This is a genomic window from Rhizobium ruizarguesonis, assembly GCF_017357285.1.
GTDB lineage: Bacteria > Pseudomonadota > Alphaproteobacteria > Rhizobiales > Rhizobiaceae > Rhizobium > Rhizobium ruizarguesonis.
Genome location: NZ_CP071678.1, coordinates 43383 through 62500, shown reverse-complemented (window position 1 = coordinate 62500; position 19118 = coordinate 43383). Strand labels below are relative to the sequence as shown.

The window sequence follows — 19118 nt, the reverse complement described above, 5'->3', positions numbered from 1 at the left end:
TCCAGCGAGCCGCTGATATCAGGCGAATGGCTGAAGCCCGGCGCCCATCTCGATCTCGTCGGCGCCTTCAAGCCGAGCATGCGTGAAAGCGACGACGAGGCCATCCGCCGTGCTTCGGTCTTTGTCGATACCCGCGCCGGTGCCATCAGCGAGGCGGGCGATATCGTTCAGCCGCTGAAAAGCGGCGTGCTGAATCAAGGCGACATCAGGGCTGAGCTCGCGGAACTCGTCAGCGGCGCCCATGGCGGACGAAGCCATGACGCTGAGATCACGCTGTTCAAGTCGGTCGGGGCGGCTTTGGAGGATCTCGCCGGGGCGATTCTTGCCTACGAGACAGTGACGGGCCGAAAGTGACAATCAGTGCATCCTTGCCGGATCTTCCGGTTTCACATGTCCTGCCGGCCGTCGGTGCCGCGTTGGCCGAGCAGCGACGCGCCGTTCTTTCCGCACCGCCCGGCGCCGGCAAGACGACGCTGGTACCACTTTACCTGCTTGGCCAGGGCTGGCGCGGTGACGGCAAGATCATCCTGCTGGAGCCGCGGCGGCTGGCGGCGCGGGCGGCAGCAAGCCGGATGGCATCGCTGATCGGCGAACAGGTCGGCGGGACGGTCGGCTACCGCATGCGCCTTGACAACAGGATATCGAGAGCGACACGGATCGAGGTGGTGACCGAAGGGGTTTTTGCCCGGATGATCCTCGACGATCCGGAACTGACCGGTGTCTCGACGGTGATCTTCGACGAATTCCATGAGCGTTCGCTGGACGCAGACTTCGGACTCGCTTTGGCGCTCGACGTCCAGTCGGCGCTGCGCGAGGACCTGCGTATCCTGGTCATGTCGGCAACCCTCGACGTCGAACGCGTGGCCGCCCTGCTCGACCACCCACCGGTGATCGAAAGCCTGGGGCGCAGCTTTCCGATCGATATCCGTTACCAGGACCGGCCGGGCGGCGAACGCATCGAGGATGTTGTCACGCGGGCGATACTCGATGCCCATGCCAATGAGGCGGGCTCGATCCTCGCTTTCCTGCCTGGCCAGGCAGAAATCACGCGGACCGTGGAACGTCTGCAGGGACGATTCGGGGCCGAGACGCTGATTGCGCCGCTCTACGGCAATCTCAGCCAGAAGGAGCAGGATGCGGCGATCCGACCGGCATCCCAGGGGACGCGGAAAATTGTGCTTGCGACGTCGATCGCCGAAACGTCGATCACCATCGACGGCGTCAGGATCGTGATCGACAGCGGGCTGCAGCGCCTGCCGGTGTTCGAGGCGTCGACGGGGATCACGCGGCTGGAGACGGTGCGCGTATCGCGGGCTTCCGCCGATCAGCGGGCCGGCCGTGCCGGTCGAACGGAACCGGGTATCGCCATAAGGCTATGGCACCAGGGACAGACGGCGGCACTGCCGGCCTTCACACCACCGCAGATCCTTTCCAGCGATCTCTCGGGGCTGGTGCTCGATCTCGCGCATTGGGGCGTTCAGGATCCGGCATCCCTTGCCTTCGTCGATCAGCCGCCGGAAACGACGCTCAGGGAAGCGCGGGTGCTGCTTGGCCAGCTCGGCGCACTCGACAAGGACGGGGCGCTGACCGCGCGCGGCAAGGTGATGCGCGATCTCGCTTTGCCGCCGCGGCTTGCCGCCATGGTCGTCTCGGCGGGAGAAGCGGGACACGCCCGGGATGCGGCGATGCTCGCCGTGCTTCTCACCGAACAAGGGCTTGGCGGACCGAGCATCGATATCGAGGAGCGGTTGCGGCGTTTCAAGGCCGAGCGCGGCGAGAGAGCGGAGGCTTCACGGCGGCTGGGAGGACGGCTGGCGAGCGGCCTCGACAGCGTTACCGCAACGGCGCCGGCACTTGCGGGCCAGCTGCTGCTGCACGCCTTTCCGGATCGAATCGCACTTCAGCGCGGCGGGCGCGGCCGATTCGTAATGGCGAACGGGCGCGGAGCGGAGCTGCCGGAAACCGACAGGCTGGCCGGCAGCCAGATGCTGGTGATTGCCGACCTGACCGGACGGGCGGCGCAGGCGCGGGTTCTGGCGGCAGCTGAGGTGACGCGTGGCGACGTCGAAGTCGAGCTTCCCGGCGAGATCAAAACCGGCGACCAGATATTCTTCGACCGGCAGAGCCGGCAAGTCAGGGCGCGGCGGGCAACCCGGCTCGGCGCAATCGTCTTCGAAGAGACGCCCTTGCCGCGACCTTCCGGGCCAGCAGTCACCCAGGCATTGGTGGAGGGGGTGCGCGAGCTGGGGCTCGATCAGCTTGCCTTCTCGAAGGAGGTCATGCAGCTCCGCGAGCGGATCGGATTCCTTCACCGGATGATCGGCGAACCCTGGCCTGATGTCAGCGACAGCGCCCTGCTTTCCCGGCTGGACGAGTGGTTCAGCCCCTTTCAGACTGACGCCCGCGGCCTTTCCGAGATTTCCGCAGCCGGGCTTTCGAACGGGCTGATATCGCTGGTGCCGCACGAATTGCAGCGTGACCTTAGCCGGCTTGCGCCAAGCCATTTCGAAGCGCCGACCGGCCAAAGGCATCCGATCCAATATGAGGGCGAGGAGCCGGTGCTGACGATCCGCGTGCAGGAGCTGTTTGGACTGAAGCAGCATCCAGCCATTGCCGGTGGCCGCCTGCCACTGCTGCTCGAGCTCACCTCGCCGGCGCACCGGTCGATCCAGACGACGCGCGACCTGCCGGGCTTCTGGGCCGGCTCGTGGAGGGATGTGCGTGCTGATATGCGCGGGCGCTATCCCCGGCATCCCTGGCCGGAGCGGCCGGAGGATGCGTTGCCGACGACACGGGCAAAACCGCGTGGTACATGAGGGCCGTTCAAGGAGCCCTCGGCATGATCGACAAGCCTGGCATGATCGACAACACGGAAGGCTATACGCTGGAGGACCGGCACAACAGCCGCAGGCTGCGCCTGCAGACATTGGTGCGGCTGCGCTGGCTTGCCGTCGGCGGACAGGCGCTGACGGTGTTCATCGTTGCCTTCTGGCTGAAATTTCCTTTGCCGCTGATTGCCAGCTCTTCGCTGATCGCCGCCCTTGCCTGGGTGAATTTTTACCTGACGATCCGCTATCCACCGACGCATCGGCTGGAACCGCCAGCCGCCTTTGCGCTGCTCGGCTTCGACCTTTTGCAGCTCTGCGCGCTGCTGTTCATCACCGGCGGCCTTGCCAATCCTTTCGCGGCGCTCGTCTGCGTGCCCGTCATCATCTCCTTTGCCTCGCAGCCGATCCGTTACAGCACCGCGCTGATCGGCTTTGCGATGGTCTGCATCACGGTGCTTGCCTTTTCGCCCTTCCCGCTGCCCTGGTTCGACGGGGTCGAAATCAATGTGCACAACGTGATGCAGTTCGGTGTCTGGTGCTCGATCGCCTCGACGATGGCATTCGCCGCCTTCTATGCCTATCGAGTCTCGATGGAAGCGAGCCAGCTTGCCGATGCGCTGGCTGCGACCGAACTGGTGCTGCAGCGGGAAAAACATCTGTCGCAACTCGATGGGCTGGCAGCCGCAGCCGCCCATGAGCTCGGCACGCCGCTTGCGACGATCAGCGTCGTCGCCAAGGAAATGGAGCGGGAACTCAAGAACGACGATCGTTTCCGCGAGGACGTGATGCTACTGCGCAGCCAGAGCGAACGCTGCCGTGACATCTTGCGGCGGCTGACGACGCTTTCCTCCGAGGGCGAGGCGCATATGCGCCGCCTGCCGCTTTCGTCGATGATCGAGGAGATCGTCGCCCCGCACCGGGAATTCGGTATCGCTCTCGAGCTCATCGAAAAGAGCCCGCGCAAGGGCGAACCGGTCACCGACCGCAATGCCGGCATCATGTACGGGCTCGGCAACCTGATCGAAAACGCCGTCGATTACGCGCGGGAGAAAGTGACCGTCACTGTCGAGCACGATCACGACAAAGTGCTGATCGTTATCGAGGACGACGGCAACGGTTATGCGCCCGATATTCTGACGCGGATCGGCGAACCCTATGTGACCAAGCGGCAGAAGGAGGATACGGCCGGTGGCCTCGGGCTCGGGCTTTTCATCGCCAAAACCCTGCTGGAGCGCTCGGGGGCGTCGCTGGTTTTCGAGAACCGCGATCCGGAAAGTGCGGGCGCGCGTATCCGAATCGAATGGCCGCGCATGCTGATCGACGCAAATTCGACAAAATGACTTTGTCGGCATAAACAGGATATAGCGGTTAACGCAGATCGGGCGCTCAACCGCCGGGACCGAGACGATGACAGAACAGAATCATGACAATTTCGCCGCGTCGGACGAGGATCATATCGGTCCCGACGCCAGCCTGCTGATCGTCGACGACGACGGGCCGTTCCTGCGCCGCCTGGCGCGGGCGATGGAGACGCGCGGCTTCCAGGTGGAGACGGCCGAATCAGTGGCGGAAGGCGTTGCGAAGTCGAGAGGCCGGCCGCCGAAATATGCGGTGGTCGATCTTCGGCTCGGCGACGGCAATGGGCTCGACGTCATCGAGGCGATCCGCCAGCGACGCGACGACACCAGGATCATCGTGCTGACCGGCTACGGCAATATCGCAACGGCGGTGACGGCCGTGAAGCTCGGCGCTGTCGACTATCTGGCAAAGCCTGCGGATGCCGACGACGTGTTTTCGGCGCTGACGCAGCGGCCGGGCGAAAAGGCCGAGCTTCCCGAAAATCCGATGTCGGCCGACCGGGTGCGCTGGGAGCATATCCAGCGGGTCTATGAAATGTGCGAGCGCAATGTTTCCGAAACGGCCCGCCGGCTCAACATGCACCGGCGGACGCTGCAGCGTATTCTTGCCAAACGCGCGCCGAAATAGACAGCACAGCGCGGCATCAGACATCATCCACGTTGAACGGTTTTCCGTTCGCCCATTCGGCCATCAGCAGCCTTTGTGCGGCGGCGCGCGAGAAATTAAGCGTGACCGACTTGCGCGTGGCGGGCGCCATCCGGTGCTCCGGCGCCTCGCGAATCATATGGGCGCCATAACCATCCGACAGGAAAAGCCCGCATTCCTCGGGAAAGATCTCCAGCGGCACATCCTTGTGAGTCGCAAAGAACAGGCGGTCGCAATGCAGCCTGTATTCCGGCCATTTGCGATCCACCCTGAAATCTTCGATCGACGTCTTGATTTCGATGATCCAGACCTCGCCCTTTTCCGAAAGAGTGATCAGATCGGCGCGGCGACCGCTGGCCAGCGGCAGTTCGGGCAGCACGGCGTGACGCATTTCATGCAGCAATATCTGCGTTCCGCGCCGCACCATCATGGCCCTGTCCGATTGCCGGCCATCGATTAACGGATTGTTATTGTAAACGCTCAAAATCGTCATGGATAACCATCAGAGGGGCTGGCGCGTTGTTGCAAAAAAACCATGCGCTTCTAATTTGCGCGGCAGACGGATTTGTCGCGCTGCAGCAGCCTTGCAAAGCGCAAGTTAATCGAAAATAAACCATAATCAACGATGGTCGAAAGACCATTCTCCCTTGCCCCAAAACTTCAAGAGTCATCCATGCGCATCTGCAATGCATTCCCTGTATTTGGCCTGCTGGCGACGCTCGCTCTGGCCGGTTGCTCCACGACATCAGACAGCGCATCCGTCGACGACAAGGGCGCAGGCCCGACGGTACAGACAGCACAGATCTTCAACGACGCCTACGGCGTGACGAAGGATGCCGGATACTCCCTGCCGGCGATCCCGATCGATAGGGTCAAGCCGCAGTTCCGCCGCCAGGTCGTCAGCTACCAGACCACCGAGCGTCCCGGTACGATCATCGTCAACACGCGCGAGCGCTTCCTCTATTACATCCTGGCCAACGGCAAGGCGATGCGCTACGGCATCGGCGTCGGCAAGCAGGGCTTCGCATGGGCCGGCACCGCCTACGTCGCCTGGAAGCAGGAATGGCCGAACTGGCACCCGCCAAAGGAAATGGCCGTCCGCCGGCCCGATCTCGCCAAGTACGTCGAGGACGGCATGGGCCCGGGCCTCACCAATCCTCTCGGCGCACGCGCCATGTATCTCTTCAACGAGGACGGCAAGGACACGCTCTTCCGCCTGCACGGTACGCCGGAATGGGCCTCGATCGGCACCGCCGCTTCCTCGGGCTGCATTCGCCTGATGAACCAGGATGTCATCGATCTCTACGGCCGCGTTCGTCCCGGCAAGGGCACGTCCAAGGTCGTCGTCATTCAGTAAGCTAATTATCGAATTCGGTATAAAAAAGGCCGCCGAACTGTCGTTCCGGCGGCCTTTTCGTATTCTCCGTTAGGCAGTCTGCTTCGCCTTGAGCTCGAGGCGGCGGCGGTGAAGCACCGGCTCGGTATAACCGTTCGGCTGTTCCCTACCCTTCAATACGAGATCGAGGGCAGCCCGGAAGGCGATCGAATCATCGAAATTGCCGGCCATCGGCCGGTAGGCGGGGTCTGACGCATTCTGCTGGTCGACGACGGCGGCCATGCGCTTCATCGTCTCGACGATCTGAGCTTCGGTGACAACCTTGTGGTGCAGCCAGTTCGCCATATGCTGGGCCGAAATGCGTAATGTAGCGCGATCTTCCATCAGCCCGACATTGTTGATGTCGGGCACCTTCGAGCAGCCGACGCCCTGATCGACCCAGCGCACGACATAGCCGAGGATGCCCTGGGCATTGTTATCGAGCTCGCGCTGGATTTCCTCCGGCGTCCAGTTCGGCCGCACTGCGACCGGCACGGAGAGAATGTCGGACAGTTTGGCGCGGGCGCGATCCTTCAGCCCCTGCTGAACACGGGCGACATTGACCCGGTGATAATGGGTGGCATGCAGGGTCGCGGCCGTCGGCGACGGCACCCAGGCGGTGTTGGCGCCGGCTTTCGGATGGGCGATCTTCTGTTCGAGCATCGCCGCCATCAGATCCGGCATCGCCCACATGCCCTTGCCGATCTGGGCGTGGCCGGAAAGGCCACATTCGAGGCCGATGTCGACGTTCCAGTTCTCATAGGCGGAAATCCACGCCGCTTGGCGCATGTCGCCCTTGCGAATCATCGGGCCGGCTTCCATCGAGGTATGGATCTCGTCGCCGGTCCGATCGAGGAATCCGGTATTGATGAAAACGACGCGCTCGCGGGCGGCACGGATGCATTCCTTGAGGTTGACGGTCGTGCGGCGCTCCTCGTCCATGATGCCCATCATGATGGCATTGCGCGGCAGGCCAAGCGCATCTTCGACCCGCGAGAAGATTTCGACGGCGAAGGCGACCTCTTCGGGCCCATGCATCTTCGGCTTGACCACATACATGGAGCCGGTGCGGGAATTCTTCTTCCGGCCGGCCGGACCTATATCGTAAAGCGCGATCAGGCCGGTGATCACAGCATCCATGATGCCTTCAGGCACGTCGTTGCCGTCGCGGTCGAGGATCGCCGGATTGGTCATGAGGTGGCCGACATTGCGCACCAGCATCAGCGAGCGGCGATGCACCTCGAAGGAGGTGCCGTCCGGACCGGCATATTGCAGATCCGGATTGAGCTTGCGGATGAAGCTCGCTCCGCCCTTTGCCACCTCTTCCTGTAGATCGCCTTTCATCAGACCGAGCCAGTTGCGATAGACGACGACCTTGTCTTCGGCATCGACAGCGGCAATCGAATCCTCGCAGTCCATGATTGTCGTGATTGCCGATTCCAGCCAGACATCGGAAATATGAGCCGGATCGGCTTTCCCGATCGTCGTCGCCGCATCGATGACGATTTCGATGTGAATGCCGTTGTTCTTCAGGAGAATATGCGTTGGAGCGGTCGGATCTCCGCGGTAGCCGGCAAAATGGCCGCCGTCCGTCAGCTTTGCCTGCTCGCCATCGATCGATCTGACGACCAGCGCTCCATCCTTGACGGCAAAGCTTCCGACGTCCTTCCAGCGGCAGTCCTGCAGCGGCGCTGACGCATCGAGGAAATCGCGCACCCAAGCGATGACCTTCTCGCCGCGCTTCGGATTGTAGCCCTTACCCTTCTCGGCGCCGTCGCTCTCGGGAATGGCGTCCGTACCGTAGAGCGCATCATAGAGCGAGCCCCAGCGGGCATTGGCGGCGTTCAAGGCGTAACGGGCGTTCATGACGGGAACGACGAGCTGCGGGCCGGCGATCGAGGCGATTTCCGGATCGACATTTTCGGTCGAAACCTGGAAGTCCGATCCCTCAGGCAGGAGATAGCCGATTTCGCGGAGGAAGGACTGGTATTCGTCCATATCCGCCGGGGTGCCATGCCTGCGATACCAGTCGTCGATCTTTATCTGCAGGTCGTCGCGTTTTGCCAGCAACGCACGATTTTTCGGGGCGAGATCGTGGACTACAGCCGAAAAATCGGCAAAGAACTTGTCCGCATCGACCGCCAGACCCGGCAGTACCTCCTTGACGAGGAAATCATGAAGGACGGTTTCGATGGCAAGACCGTTCTTATCAACGCGGCTCATGCAACATTCTCCCTGGCAACGACTTTGAATGCTGCCACTTTGCCCGGCTTTCATTCACAGTCAATTCCGCAATAATTCGAAAGATTTATGCTTTCGTGGAAATTATACGCGGCGTCACGCGCATCGGCAGCCCGTTCTGCGGCTGCGTCGTCAGCTTCTGCACCGGCCAGGGATTGGTCTGATCGGTGGAATCGAAGCGATAACGATGCATCAGGACCGCAAGGGCGATCACCGCCTCCTGAAGCGCAAAGGTTGCGCCGATGCAGACACGCGGGCCGGCGCCGAAAGGCAGGAACTGGAAGCGGCCGATGGAGCCGCGATTTTCCGGCAGGAAGCGTTCGGGCATATAGGCCCGCGGCCTGTCCCAGTGAAGTTCGTGGCGATGCAACGTCCAGGGCATGATCAGCACCGTGACATCGGCCTCGATCTCGACCCGCTCGCCCTTGGGGCTTGTCCAGGAATCATCCGATATGGCGGCGCGATTGATCGATGGCGCCGGCGGATAGAGGCGCAAAGCCTCCTCGAAGGCGGCGCGCGTCTGCGGCATCATATCCAGCCATTCCACAGGTTCGGCCCCAGTGGCGAGCACCGCGTCGATTTCTTCTTCCATCGCCTCGCGGATATGCGGGCTGTTCGATACGCAATACAGCGTCCAGGCCAATGCCCGGGCTGTGGTCTCATGCCCCGCACCGATGAAGGTCAGAATATTGTCTTCGATTTCTTCCTTGGTCAGCCCTTCAGGGCCGGCCTGTTCCAGGAGCAGGGTCAGGAAATCTTCGGGCGCGCTGCTGCGGTCTGCCTTCATCTTTGCAAGCCGCATATCCATCGTGTTGCGCACGATGGCGCGGAATTTCTCCAACACTTTCTGACCGCCGATGCGTGTCACACGTGGAACCCACGACGGAGCGCGCATCAGATCCATCGGATCGACGCGGCCCATGCGATGCAGGAGTTCATTGACATCGTCAGCGAAATGGCCGCTCGAGGTGACGATTTCACCTGAAAATAATGTGTCAGCCAGAATCGCGAAGGTCAGCTCGGTCATATCGGTGCTGATATCGAAAATTGCGCCGGCCTCGTCTGCGCTCTCATATTTACGGGCATAGTCTTCGGACTGGCGCAGCATCTGCCCGGCGAAGCCTTGGGCATGGCGAGGCGTGAAAACAGGCGCCACCGCCTTGCGCGATCTTTTCCAAACGGGACCTTCGGCGGTCAGAAGGCCGTCGCGGAGGATTGGACGCAGGACGAGCTGGCGCACATCCGACATGCGGTAATTATTGGCATTGTCGACCAGCACATGCTTGATCAGGCCGGGATCGTTGACGATCAGCGTCCTCTGGCCGAAGAAATTGGTGCGGATCCAGGGCAGCGTGTAGGATGGTTCGCCCCAGAGTTCGAGCGGATTGCGCAGGATGATGCGGATGATTTCCAGCCGGCTCGGCGGCACGGTACGCGGCAGCGGTGCTGGCGGAACGAAGGGGTCCGGACGCATGTCCATCGTAAAAGCCTTTCGGGGAAGATCTAGGCCTTCCCGGCAAGCTTGAAGCTAGAGCAGGCCCTTAAGTTCGTCCAGCTTGTCGTTGATCAGCCAGCCGTAATAATTCTCTTCCGGCCAGACCGTCGTACCGGCGACGCGATTCTTCGCAGCAAGGGCTGCGGCGCGCTGGCGCGAATTGCCGACATTATAGAGCGTCGCCGTCAGGCCGGGATTGCCCGAGATATCCATGCCGGCGATCTCCTTATAATCGTCGATCGACCTGCGGATCGAGGCCGCGACGAAGGCGAGCGAGATATCGGGATCCATGATGGCCCTGTAGACGGCGCCGGCATTCTTTTCGTTCAGCTTTGGATAACCGGACACGCGGGTCACGAGATCGGAGAGCATCAGCGCCGTCAGCGGATTGACCTGGCCGAGGCCGAAGGTCTGACCGGCATAGAAGGGCTGGAAGAAGACCGCGCTGAAACGGTTGTTGGGGAAGCTCGTGCCGCCCACCGTCTTGCCGCGGAAATCGCTTTCCCAGACATCTTCGCGGCAGGACCAGAGCGTGTAGGAATCGGTCTTGCTTTTGCATTCGGCAAATTGCGGCCGCGCCACGAATTCGTCGACGCTTTCGCCGTCATAGGCGAAGCGGAAGCTTTCTCCGGCGTAGGAGGCAGCCTTGACATAATAGGCCTGCAGCCGGTCGTAGGCGTCGACATTATAGGTGTGTTCGCCGACGATCGCGCCGACGACATGGATGGGATTGATGCCGTAGGCGCTGGAGATCTTGCGGATCTTGCTCATCAGCTCGCGGTCGGTCGCCAGAAGCTCATGAACCTTTTCGTATTTCAGATCGAAGCTGCTCTTGGTACCCTTGGTGCGCCTGATGGAAGCGCCCGGAATATCGGGCTGCTCGGCGTGACGATTGCCGGCCGGCACCGTCTGCATTGCGAAGGCAGGCACCGAATTCACCAGGGCAACGGCAATCATAAGGCTTGTCAAAAGGCGTAGCACGATCCGTTATCCCGTCCGTTCCATCGTCCTGTTTGTGATGCGGCTGCCTGGACCAGAATCTTGGCCGAATAAAGCCGAGCAGAAAACAAAACGGGCCTTCACTAGAAAGTAAAAGGCCCGTTGTCGAGAGTCGCGTTCGTTACAATCCGTCATTCATGCCGGGAAAGACATGAAGCGGTGCACCGATATCACAGAATGAAGCGCGACAGGTCGGTATTCTGCGCGAGATCGCCGACATGTTCGCGCACATAGGCGGCATCGATCGTTACGGCCGTCCCGCCCCGATCCGGCGCGTTGTAGGAAATATCGTCGAGCACTCGCTCCATCACCGTCTGCAGACGGCGTGCGCCGATGTTTTCGACGGAGGAGTTCAGATGCACGGCGACATCGGCAAGCGCGTCGATCGCGTCGTCGGTGAATTCGAGGCTCAGGCTTTCCGTCTCCATCAGCGCGCGATACTGGCGGATGAGGCTCGCTTCCGTCTCGGTCAGGATCCGGCGGAAATCATCCTTGTTCAGCGGACGCAATTCGACACGGATCGGCAGGCGGCCCTGCAATTCCGGCAGAAGATCCGAGGGCTTGGAGACATGGAAGGCGCCGGAGGCAATGAACAGGATATGGTCCGTCTTGACCGGCCCGTATTTGGTCGAAACCGTCGTGCCTTCGACGAGCGGCAGGAGGTCGCGCTGGACGCCTTCGCGTGAAACGCCGGCGCCCATGCCACCGTCGCGGGCGGCGATCTTGTCGATTTCGTCGAGGAAGACGATACCGTCATTCTCGGTGGAGCGAACGGCCTCGCGCTGGATCACTTCGTTGTCGATCAGCTTGTCGGATTCGTCGCGGATCAAGTCACTATAGGAGGCCTTGACTGTGGTGCGGACTTTTTTGGTGCGCCCGCCCATCGCCTTGCCGAACATTTCCGACAGGTTCAGCACGCCGATATTGGCGCCCGGCATGCCGGGAATTTCGAAGCCACCCATGCCGGAACCGGCATCGGCCACCTCGATATCGATTTCCTTGTCGTCGAGCTCGCCGTCCCGGAGCTTCTTGCGGAAGTTTTCGCGCGTGGCAGGCGATGCTGTCGTGCCGACCAGCGCATCGAGAACACGCTCCTCGGCGCTCACATGCGCCTTGGCCTGCACCTCGGCCCGCTTCTTCTCGCGCACCAGACCGATGCCGACCTCGACCAGATCGCGGATGATCTGCTCGACATCGCGGCCGACATAGCCGACTTCGGTGAATTTGGTGGCTTCCACCTTGATGAAGGGCGCACCGGCGAGTTTTGCCAGGCGGCGGGAGATTTCCGTCTTGCCGACGCCGGTCGGACCGATCATCAGGATGTTCTTCGGCATGACTTCGTCGCGCAGGCTCGGATCGAGCTGCTGGCGGCGCCAGCGATTGCGCAGCGCAATCGCAACGGCGCGCTTGGCATCATGCTGGCCGATGATGTAGCGATCGAGCTCGGAAACAATCTCGCGGGGGGAAAAAGTGGTCATTGTGTATCATTCTCCTGGCGGTCCAGGGCCATCAACAGCGCCCGGCCGTATTTCGTCGTTGTTTCGCCAAGTCCTTGAAAGCCCGCCTTGGTATAGGCTCTGATTGCGAATGCATTGTCAGGATGCGGATCGACCAGGATCCGCTGCGCGCCCTTTGCAAAGAGCATATCGCAGAACCCTATCATAAAGGCCGGTCCATGACCCTTGCCCGCGAATTCCTCGATGCCGATGAACTGGTCGATGCCGTAAGTGCCCTTCGGCTGACCGGCGAGCGCTTCATCGTCCTCGTCGTCGAGATCGGCCGCCTGGATAAAGGCGAAGTCCTTTCCATTCAGCGTCACCATGAAGCACGAGACGGAGGCCGCATCGATATGCTTTTCCATCGAAGCCAGCGCCTTGGCCGGATCGCTCCACCAGCGCCTGACATGCCGGCTTTCCAGCCATTTGGCGAGGAGCGGCAGGTCAACCGCGGAAAGCGGCCGGAAGGCATAGGGTTCAGCCTTCGGCATCCAGCGATTCCACCACGACGTTGTGGTTCGTGTAGACGCAGATGTCGGCGGCGATATCGAGGGCGCGGCGAGCAATCTCTTCGGCCGATTTGTCGGTATCCATGAGTGCGAGGGCGGCCGCGAGGGCAAAATTGCCGCCGGAACCGATCGCCGTCGTGCCATGCTCCGGTTCCAGAACGTCGCCATTGCCGGTGATCGCCAGCGTGATCGACTTGTCGGCGACGAGCATCATGGCTTCGAGATTACGCAGGTATTTGTCGGTGCGCCAGTCCTTGGCGAGCTCGACGGCGGCACGCATCAATTGACCGGGATATTGCTCCAGCTTCTTTTCAAGCCTTTCGAGCAGGGTGAAGGCATCGGCGGTGGCGCCGGCGAAACCGGCGACGACTTCGCCCTTGCCGATGCGGCGTACCTTACGGGCGTTGCCCTTCATGACGGTCTGGCCGAGGCTCACCTGGCCGTCGCCCGCCATCACCACCTTGCCGCCTTTTCGAACTGTAATGATTGTTGTCATAAAACACCTGTCTGCCGGGCCGCATGCCGACCCTGTTGAGCCCTATGTAAGTGGACTGGCGCCGATTGCAAATGGGCCGGCTTTTCTCTTCCCCGACTTCTGGATATTTCCCGATGCGCCTGATAAGGAACGGCCTTATTCCCGATGGAGGGCCATATGGCCGAGACCGCAGCAAGCCGCACGGGCAGCGTTTCCCGCAAGACCAACGAAACCTCGATTTCCGTTTCCGTCAATCTCGACGGCACCGGCAAATCGACGATTTCAACGGGCGTCGGCTTCTTCGACCACATGCTCGACCAGCTTTCGCGACATTCCCTCATCGACATGGAGATCGATGCCAAGGGCGACCTGCATATCGACGACCACCATACGGTCGAAGATACGGGCATCGCCATCGGCCAGGCGATCTCCAAGGCGCTCGGCGACCGGCGCGGCATCACCCGCTACGCGTCGATCGATCTCGCCATGGACGAGACGATGACCAAGGCTGCTGTCGATCTTTCCGGCCGGCCGTTCCTCGTCTGGAATGTCGCCTTCAGTGCGCCGAAGATCGGCACTTTCGACACGGAACTCGTTCGTGAATTCTTCCATGCGCTCGCCCAGAATGCCGGCATCACCTTGCATATTCTCAACCATTATGGCGCCAACAACCACCATATTGCCGAGACATGCTTCAAGGCCGTTGCCCGCGTACTGCGCACGGCGACAGAGATCGATCCGAGACAGGCGGGCCGTGTTCCCTCGACCAAGGGCACGCTCGTCTGAGCCCTTCAAGGGAGCGGCGACAATGACATCCAGCTATATCTTCCTGACACCGCCCGGCAGCACGAGCGCCACGGTCGATGAGACGCGAACCATCCGCGACGGCTTCACGCTGCTCGGCTTCCTGTTTCCATGGCTTTGGCTGCTGGCACATCGGCTTTGGCTGCATGCGGCCGCGGCTTTTCTGCTGCAGGGGATCGGTGGCGCGCTGATGGACGAACCGGGTCTCGGGCCGGCGGGGGCGGCAATCCTATTGGGCGTGAATATTCTGGTCGGTCTCGAGGGCCAGAATTTCCGTGTCCGCAACCTTGCCGCCAAGGGTTGGAACGAAGACGAACTCATTGCAGCCGATACGATCGGCATTGCTGAGCAGATCTATTTCTCGGACAGGGCCGTCATCGCGGATAGCGACGACGCAGCGGCACCGGACTGGCAGAACAGGGCCCGCCCGAACAGCCCGCACGGCCATGCAACGTCGCTTGGTCTCTTTGGTTTTGATGGAGGACGCTGACGATGCGCGTCGCGATTATCGACTATGGCTCCGGTAACCTGCGCTCGGCGACCAAGGCTTTCGAGCGTGCCGCCCGCGAAGCTGGCATCGATGCCCATATCGATCTCACCGACAGGGCGGAGGATGTTGCCGCGGCCGATCGTATCGTGCTTCCCGGTGTTGGTGCCTATGCCGATTGCCGGCGCGGCCTCGATGCCGTGCCTGGGATGGCCGAGGTGCTGATCGAGGCTGTCGAGAAGAAAGCGCGGCCGTTCCTCGGCATTTGCGTCGGCATGCAGCTCATGTCCTCGCGCGGCCTCGAGAAGACCGTGACGCACGGCTTTAACTGGATTCCCGGTGACGTCGTCGAGATGACGCCGGATGATCCGGCACTCAAGATCCCGCAGATCGGCTGGAACACGCTCGACCTGAAGCGCGAACATCCGCTCTTCGAAGGAATTCCGACGGGGTCGCAGGGGCTGCATGCCTATTTCGTGCATTCCTACCATCTTGCCGCCGAAAACGCCGAGGATATCATCGCGACGGCCGATTATGGCGGTCCGATGACCGCTTTCGTCGGACGCGCCAACATGGTCGGAGCACAGTTTCACCCGGAAAAGAGCCAGAAGCTCGGCCTGGCCCTGATCGCCAATTTCCTGCGCTGGAACCCGTAGAGCTTGTTCACGCAATTCAGGACGCAAAACCGCTGCGCACTTTTCCTGGAATTGCTCCAAGGACTGGCTTTTAATACAGCCGCCTTATTTTCTCTGTAAGGAAACGGCGGAACAGGAGTGCGCTCGATGCCGGCGTCACGGAAATCAGGCAAGGTGTTCTACACATTGCGGCCCTCCAGGGAAGGCTTGCCTCCCTTTTCTGACATCAAGCTTCCCGGCGGCACGATCATCCGCCGTGTCGACGAAGCCATCCACAGGAAGGCGCTTTCCAATGCAGCCAAGGCGCTGAAAGAAAGGCTGGACCGATGATCCCTGAATCTTTCCCCGCAAACGACAGTCCGAGCCGGCGGCAAAACGGGGTCAGCGCCGGCGACATCGCAGAGGCCGTGCTGGAATTTTATATCGAAGGTGAGGACGATCTGATCGGCCTGCTCGCCTATGCACTCTACGAGCGGCAGAAGCGCGATTTCGTTCTCAGCCACCGCAAGCGAAATGCCGGCCGTTCACCCGATGATGCCGAACTTGCCGCCGTCAACAGCAATTATCTCTCGACCGATCTGCGCAATACGTTGCGCGACCGCGCCTCGCAGATCCTTTCGAGTTATGCCGAAACCTATGTCGAGGCGATGGAGCCGCAGATCCGGCTGTCCGCGGTCAACAGCGATGCGTTGCGCCAGGTGCGAAACATCGAGAAAGCAATGAAGAGGCGCCTGGGCTTCTGGCGTCAGGTTCGTGCCGGCTTTGCCGTCACCCTGCTCCTCCTTCTGCTTTTCGGCGCGGCTGCCATTGCCGCTGTCTTTTTCCGCTCGGATATCGTAGATGCGTGGAATGCGCTGATGGTAGCGACCACTCTACGGACGTAAGACGACATGATCCTTTTTCCCGCGATCGATCTGAAAGGCGGCCAATGCGTCCGCCTGAAGCTCGGCGACATGCAGCAGGCGACGGTCTACAACACCGATCCGGCCGCCCAGGCGAGATCCTTCGAAGATCAAGGTTTCGAATGGCTGCATGTGGTCGATCTCGACGGCGCCTTCGCGGGACATTCGGCCAATGGCGACGCCGTCGAAGCGATCTTGAAGGCAACTGACAATCCAGTGCAGCTCGGCGGCGGCATTCGCACGCTCGATCATATCGAGGCCTGGCTGTCACGCGGGCTGCGGCGCGTCATTCTCGGCACCGTCGCAGTCAGAAATCCGGCGCTGGTCATCGAGGCCTGCCGGAAATTTCCCGGTCATGTCGCCGTCGGCATCGATGCCAAGGGCGGCAAGGTGGCCGTCGAGGGTTGGGCGGAGGCCTCCGAACTCGGGATCATCGAGCTCGCCAGGAAATTCGAGGGCGCCGGCGTCGCCGCGATCATCTACACCGATATCGACCGTGACGGCATCCTTGCCGGGATCAATTGGACCTCGACTCTGGAACTTGCCGACGCCGTCTCCATTCCCGTCATTGCCTCGGGTGGCCTTGCCTCTCTCGACGATATCCGCCGCATGCTACAGCCCGATGCGAGGAAATTGGAAGGGGCGATTTCAGGCCGTGCGCTTTACGACGGCCGTATCGATCCCACGGAAGCGCTGGCGCTGATCAAGGCGGCCCGGACCAAGGAGACCGCGTAAATGACCCTCAAGGCCCGTGTCATCCCCTGCCTCGACGTCAAGGACGGCCGTGTCGTCAAGGGCGTCAACTTCCTCAATCTCGTCGATGCCGGCGATCCCGTCGAAGCCGCGAAGGCCTATGATGCGGCGGGCGCCGATGAACTCTGTTTCCTCGACATCACCGCTTCCTCGGACAATCGCGAGACGATCTTCGATGTCGTGTCGCGCACGGCCGACCAATGCTTCATGCCGCTGACGGTCGGTGGCGGGGTGCGTACCATCGCTGATATCCGCAAACTGCTGCTGTGCGGCGCCGACAAGGTCTCGATCAATTCGGCAGCCGTCAGCAATCCCGACTTCGTTGCCGAGGCGGCCGACAAGTTCGGCGACCAGTGCATCGTCGTGTCGATCGATGCCAAGCGCAGGCGCACCCAAGCGGTCGGCGGCGACAATCTTAGCGCCTGGGAAATCTATACCCATGGCGGCCGCAACGCGACCGGCATCGATGCCATCGAATTCGCCCAGAAGATGGTGGCGCGCGGCGCTGGCGAGCTCTTGGTCACCTCGATGGACCGTGACGGCACCAAGGTCGGCTACGATCTGGAACTGACGCGAGCGATCGCCGATGCGGTGCGTGTGCCGGTGATCGCCTCCGGCGGCGTCGGCGATCTCGACGATCTCGTCGCCGGGGTGAAGGAGGGCCATGCCAATGCGGTGCTTGCCGCGTCGATCTTCCACTTTGGCACCTATTCCGTCAGCGAGGCGAAGCACTATATGTCGAAGTGCGGCATCGACATGCGTCTCGACTGAACCTTGAAAGCGGACATATGAGCGGATTTTCCCTTTCCGATCTCGAAAGCATCGTCGAAGAGCGATCGAAAGCCTCGCCGGAGCAATCCTGGACAGCCAAGCTCGTGGCCGCCGGCCAGCCGAAAGCGGCAAAGAAACTCGGCGAAGAAGCGATCGAAGCCGTGATGGCGGCGGTGACCGGCGACCGCGACAATCTGACCTACGAGGCCGCCGATGTGCTCTATCACCTATTGGTCGTATTGAAGATTGCTGAAATACCGTTAGAGAATGTCATGGCCGAACTCGAGCGCAGAACCGCGCAGTCCGGCCTCAAGGAAAAGGCCAGCCGGCAGAGTTCATGAGTATCGCGACTGAGATTATCGGGGTGCCGGAAACGTTGGATCACTTCCAGTCGGAATCCTATTCGCCCTACCACTTCTTCTCTTCCGAACAATGGGCGAAATTCCGCGCCGACACGCCGTTGACGCTGACGAGCGACGAGGTGAAACGGTTGCGTTCGATGGGCGACCCGATCGATCTCGACGAGGTCCGGCGCATCTATCTGTCGCTGTCGCGGCTGCTCTCGGCACATGTCGAATCCTCGCAGATGCTGTTCGAACAGCGCAACCGCTTCCTCAGCCTGTCCGATGTGACGAAGACGCCCTTCGTCATCGGCATCGCCGGCTCGGTCGCTGTGGGAAAATCGACCACCGCCCGTATCCTCAAGGAGCTCTTGGGGCGCTGGCCTTCCAGTCCGAAGGTCGATCTCGTCACCACCGACGGCTTCCTGCATCCGAACGCCGTGCTGCAGCGGGAAAAGCTGATGCAGCGCAAGGGCTTTCCGGAAAGCTACGACACGGGTGCGATCCTGCGCTTCCTCTCTGCGATCAAGGCCGGGCGGCCGGATGTGAAGGCGCCCAGCTATTCGCACCTCGTCTACGACGTGCTGCCGGACGAATACAAGATCGTCGACCGGCCCGACATCTTGATCTTCGAGGGCATCAACGTGCTGCAATCGCGCGACCTGCCGGCCGGCGGCAAGATCGTGCCGATGGTCTCCGACTTCTTCGACTTCTCGATCTATATCGATGCCGCGGAAGACGAGATCCACAACTGGTATGTCACGCGCTTCATGCGGCTGCGCGAGACCGCCTTCCGCGATCCGAATTCCTATTTCCATCGCTATGCCTCGATCAGCGACGCTGAAGCGCTGGAAATCGCCGAGGATCTTTGGGCAAACATCAACCTGAAGAACCTGCGGCAGAACATTCTGCCGACGCGTCCACGCGCCGATCTCATCCTGAAAAAGGGCAAGGATCACCTGATCGAACAGGTCGCGCTGCGAAAACTGTAGCAGCGATTGTG

Annotated in this window: 21 protein-coding genes (1 of these 21 only partly in view); 14 read left to right on the top strand and 7 right to left on the bottom strand. The window is 61.4% G+C overall.

The features are described from left to right. From lhpI to J3P73_RS00290, 4 genes are all read left to right on the top strand, one after another. On the top strand, window positions 1–354 hold the 3' end of the coding sequence (lhpI, locus tag J3P73_RS00305) for a bifunctional Delta(1)-pyrroline-2-carboxylate/Delta(1)-piperideine-2-carboxylate reductase (protein ID WP_018068879.1). It extends 594 nt beyond the left edge of the window; the window shows 354 of its 948 coding nt (coding positions 595–948); its start codon lies off the left edge, out of view; its stop codon occupies window positions 352–354. Beyond that, window positions 351–2816: an ATP-dependent helicase HrpB gene (gene hrpB / locus J3P73_RS00300; RefSeq protein ID WP_130774106.1), complete on the top strand. Its 2466-nt coding sequence runs from the start codon at window positions 351–353 to the stop codon at window positions 2814–2816. The genes lhpI and hrpB overlap by 4 nt, the downstream gene beginning before the upstream one ends. 23 nt (window positions 2817–2839) lie before the next feature. Beyond that, window positions 2840–4168, top strand: a complete 1329-nt coding sequence (locus J3P73_RS00295) for an ActS/PrrB/RegB family redox-sensitive histidine kinase (protein WP_024322877.1) — start codon at window positions 2840–2842, stop codon at window positions 4166–4168. Window positions 4169–4235: 67 nt separating this feature from the next. Further along, window positions 4236–4814: an ActR/PrrA/RegA family redox response regulator transcription factor gene (locus tag J3P73_RS00290; protein ID WP_011649881.1), complete on the top strand. Its 579-nt coding sequence runs from the start codon at window positions 4236–4238 to the stop codon at window positions 4812–4814. A gap of 16 nt (window positions 4815–4830) precedes the next feature. On the opposite strand, the gene J3P73_RS00285 is transcribed toward J3P73_RS00290, so the two are convergent. Continuing rightward, window positions 4831–5325, bottom strand: coding sequence for an MmcB family DNA repair protein (locus J3P73_RS00285; RefSeq protein WP_018068882.1), 495 nt, complete (start codon window positions 5323–5325; stop codon window positions 4831–4833). 180 nt (window positions 5326–5505) lie between these two features. Between J3P73_RS00285 and J3P73_RS00280 the strand changes: the two genes are divergently transcribed. Further along, complete coding sequence (locus J3P73_RS00280) at window positions 5506–6189, top strand: L,D-transpeptidase (RefSeq protein ID WP_018068883.1); 684 nt, start codon at window positions 5506–5508, stop codon at window positions 6187–6189. Between the two features lie 69 nt (window positions 6190–6258). Here the strand turns inward: J3P73_RS00280 and J3P73_RS00275 are convergent, their stop codons facing one another. The 6 genes from J3P73_RS00275 to hslV all read right to left on the bottom strand — a co-directional run bounded on the left by J3P73_RS00275 (window position 6259) and on the right by hslV (window position 13443). After that, a complete protein-coding gene (locus J3P73_RS00275; protein ID WP_130771987.1) occupies window positions 6259–8430 on the bottom strand; it encodes a malate synthase G in 2172 nt (723 codons plus the stop codon). Between the two features lie 85 nt (window positions 8431–8515). Next, entirely contained in the window at window positions 8516–9928 is a 1413-nt protein-coding gene (locus J3P73_RS00270) for a cytochrome P450 (protein WP_130675981.1), read from the bottom strand. Between the two features lie 48 nt (window positions 9929–9976). Continuing rightward, window positions 9977–10924, bottom strand: coding sequence for a DUF1402 family protein (locus J3P73_RS00265; protein ID WP_130774105.1), 948 nt, complete (start codon window positions 10922–10924; stop codon window positions 9977–9979). A 188-nt stretch (window positions 10925–11112) separates the two neighbouring features. Next, complete coding sequence (gene hslU, locus J3P73_RS00260; RefSeq protein WP_011649875.1) at window positions 11113–12420, bottom strand: ATP-dependent protease ATPase subunit HslU; 1308 nt, start codon at window positions 12418–12420, stop codon at window positions 11113–11115. Next, window positions 12417–12929 carry a GNAT family N-acetyltransferase gene (locus tag J3P73_RS00255; protein WP_018068888.1) on the bottom strand — a complete coding sequence of 171 codons (513 nt, stop codon included), beginning with the start codon at window positions 12927–12929 and terminating at the stop codon, window positions 12417–12419. Before J3P73_RS00255 ends, hslU begins: the two co-directional genes overlap by 4 nt. Continuing rightward, window positions 12916–13443, bottom strand: a complete 528-nt coding sequence (gene hslV / locus J3P73_RS00250) for an ATP-dependent protease subunit HslV (protein WP_017962666.1) — start codon at window positions 13441–13443, stop codon at window positions 12916–12918. Before hslV ends, J3P73_RS00255 begins: the two co-directional genes overlap by 14 nt. A gap of 156 nt (window positions 13444–13599) precedes the next feature. Between hslV and hisB the strand changes: the two genes are divergently transcribed. The 9 genes from hisB to coaA all read left to right on the top strand — a co-directional run bounded on the left by hisB (window position 13600) and on the right by coaA (window position 19107). Then, a complete protein-coding gene (gene hisB / locus J3P73_RS00245) occupies window positions 13600–14208 on the top strand; it encodes an imidazoleglycerol-phosphate dehydratase HisB (protein WP_075225899.1) in 609 nt (202 codons plus the stop codon). Window positions 14209–14230: 22 nt separating this feature from the next. Beyond that, complete coding sequence (locus J3P73_RS00240; RefSeq protein WP_075225893.1) at window positions 14231–14716, top strand: DUF2628 domain-containing protein; 486 nt, start codon at window positions 14231–14233, stop codon at window positions 14714–14716. A gap of 2 nt (window positions 14717–14718) precedes the next feature. After that, entirely contained in the window at window positions 14719–15369 is a 651-nt protein-coding gene (gene hisH / locus J3P73_RS00235) for an imidazole glycerol phosphate synthase subunit HisH (protein ID WP_130771985.1), read from the top strand. A gap of 126 nt (window positions 15370–15495) precedes the next feature. Continuing rightward, window positions 15496–15678 carry a hypothetical protein gene (locus J3P73_RS00230; RefSeq protein ID WP_029768237.1) on the top strand — a complete coding sequence of 61 codons (183 nt, stop codon included), beginning with the start codon at window positions 15496–15498 and terminating at the stop codon, window positions 15676–15678. Next, window positions 15675–16232, top strand: coding sequence for a hypothetical protein (locus tag J3P73_RS00225; RefSeq protein WP_075225891.1), 558 nt, complete (start codon window positions 15675–15677; stop codon window positions 16230–16232). Before J3P73_RS00230 ends, J3P73_RS00225 begins: the two co-directional genes overlap by 4 nt. Before the next feature lie 6 nt (window positions 16233–16238). After that, the gene (hisA, locus tag J3P73_RS00220) at window positions 16239–16985 is read left to right on the top strand and encodes a 1-(5-phosphoribosyl)-5-[(5-phosphoribosylamino)methylideneamino]imidazole-4-carboxamide isomerase (protein ID WP_018068894.1); all 747 of its coding nucleotides are present in this window, start codon (window positions 16239–16241) and stop codon (window positions 16983–16985) included. Then, window positions 16986–17774: an imidazole glycerol phosphate synthase subunit HisF gene (hisF, locus tag J3P73_RS00215; protein ID WP_018068895.1), complete on the top strand. Its 789-nt coding sequence runs from the start codon at window positions 16986–16988 to the stop codon at window positions 17772–17774. 17 nt (window positions 17775–17791) lie between these two features. Further along, the gene (locus J3P73_RS00210; RefSeq protein ID WP_017995608.1) at window positions 17792–18115 is read left to right on the top strand and encodes a phosphoribosyl-ATP diphosphatase; all 324 of its coding nucleotides are present in this window, start codon (window positions 17792–17794) and stop codon (window positions 18113–18115) included. After that, window positions 18112–19107: a type I pantothenate kinase gene (gene coaA, locus J3P73_RS00205; protein ID WP_003544165.1), complete on the top strand. Its 996-nt coding sequence runs from the start codon at window positions 18112–18114 to the stop codon at window positions 19105–19107. Before J3P73_RS00210 ends, coaA begins: the two co-directional genes overlap by 4 nt. The last annotated feature ends 11 nt before the right edge of the window (window positions 19108–19118 follow it).

Bases quoted from the DNA above. Each gene is read 5' to 3' on its own strand.
- J3P73_RS00295 (WP_024322877.1), top strand. From the start codon at position 2,840: ATGATCGACAAGCCTGGCATGATCGACAACACGGAAGGCTATACGCTG.
- J3P73_RS00290 (WP_011649881.1), top strand. From the start codon at position 4,236: ATGACAGAACAGAATCATGACAATTTCGCCGCGTCGGACGAGGATCAT.
- J3P73_RS00285 (WP_018068882.1), bottom strand. From the start codon at position 5,325: ATGACGATTTTGAGCGTTTACAATAACAATCCGTTAATCGATGGCCGG.
- J3P73_RS00280 (WP_018068883.1), top strand. From the start codon at position 5,506: ATGCGCATCTGCAATGCATTCCCTGTATTTGGCCTGCTGGCGACGCTC.
- J3P73_RS00275 (WP_130771987.1), bottom strand. From the start codon at position 8,430: ATGAGCCGCGTTGATAAGAACGGTCTTGCCATCGAAACCGTCCTTCAT.
- J3P73_RS00270 (WP_130675981.1), bottom strand. From the start codon at position 9,928: ATGGACATGCGTCCGGACCCCTTCGTTCCGCCAGCACCGCTGCCGCGT.
- hslU (WP_011649875.1), bottom strand. From the start codon at position 12,420: ATGACCACTTTTTCCCCCCGCGAGATTGTTTCCGAGCTCGATCGCTAC.
- J3P73_RS00255 (WP_018068888.1), bottom strand. From the start codon at position 12,929: ATGCCGAAGGCTGAACCCTATGCCTTCCGGCCGCTTTCCGCGGTTGAC.
- hslV (WP_017962666.1), bottom strand. From the start codon at position 13,443: ATGACAACAATCATTACAGTTCGAAAAGGCGGCAAGGTGGTGATGGCG.
- hisB (WP_075225899.1), top strand. From the start codon at position 13,600: ATGGCCGAGACCGCAGCAAGCCGCACGGGCAGCGTTTCCCGCAAGACC.
- J3P73_RS00240 (WP_075225893.1), top strand. From the start codon at position 14,231: ATGACATCCAGCTATATCTTCCTGACACCGCCCGGCAGCACGAGCGCC.
- hisH (WP_130771985.1), top strand. From the start codon at position 14,719: ATGCGCGTCGCGATTATCGACTATGGCTCCGGTAACCTGCGCTCGGCG.
- J3P73_RS00230 (WP_029768237.1), top strand. From the start codon at position 15,496: ATGCCGGCGTCACGGAAATCAGGCAAGGTGTTCTACACATTGCGGCCC.
- J3P73_RS00225 (WP_075225891.1), top strand. From the start codon at position 15,675: ATGATCCCTGAATCTTTCCCCGCAAACGACAGTCCGAGCCGGCGGCAA.
- hisA (WP_018068894.1), top strand. From the start codon at position 16,239: ATGATCCTTTTTCCCGCGATCGATCTGAAAGGCGGCCAATGCGTCCGC.
- hisF (WP_018068895.1), top strand. From the start codon at position 16,986: ATGACCCTCAAGGCCCGTGTCATCCCCTGCCTCGACGTCAAGGACGGC.
- J3P73_RS00210 (WP_017995608.1), top strand. From the start codon at position 17,792: ATGAGCGGATTTTCCCTTTCCGATCTCGAAAGCATCGTCGAAGAGCGA.
- coaA (WP_003544165.1), top strand. From the start codon at position 18,112: ATGAGTATCGCGACTGAGATTATCGGGGTGCCGGAAACGTTGGATCAC.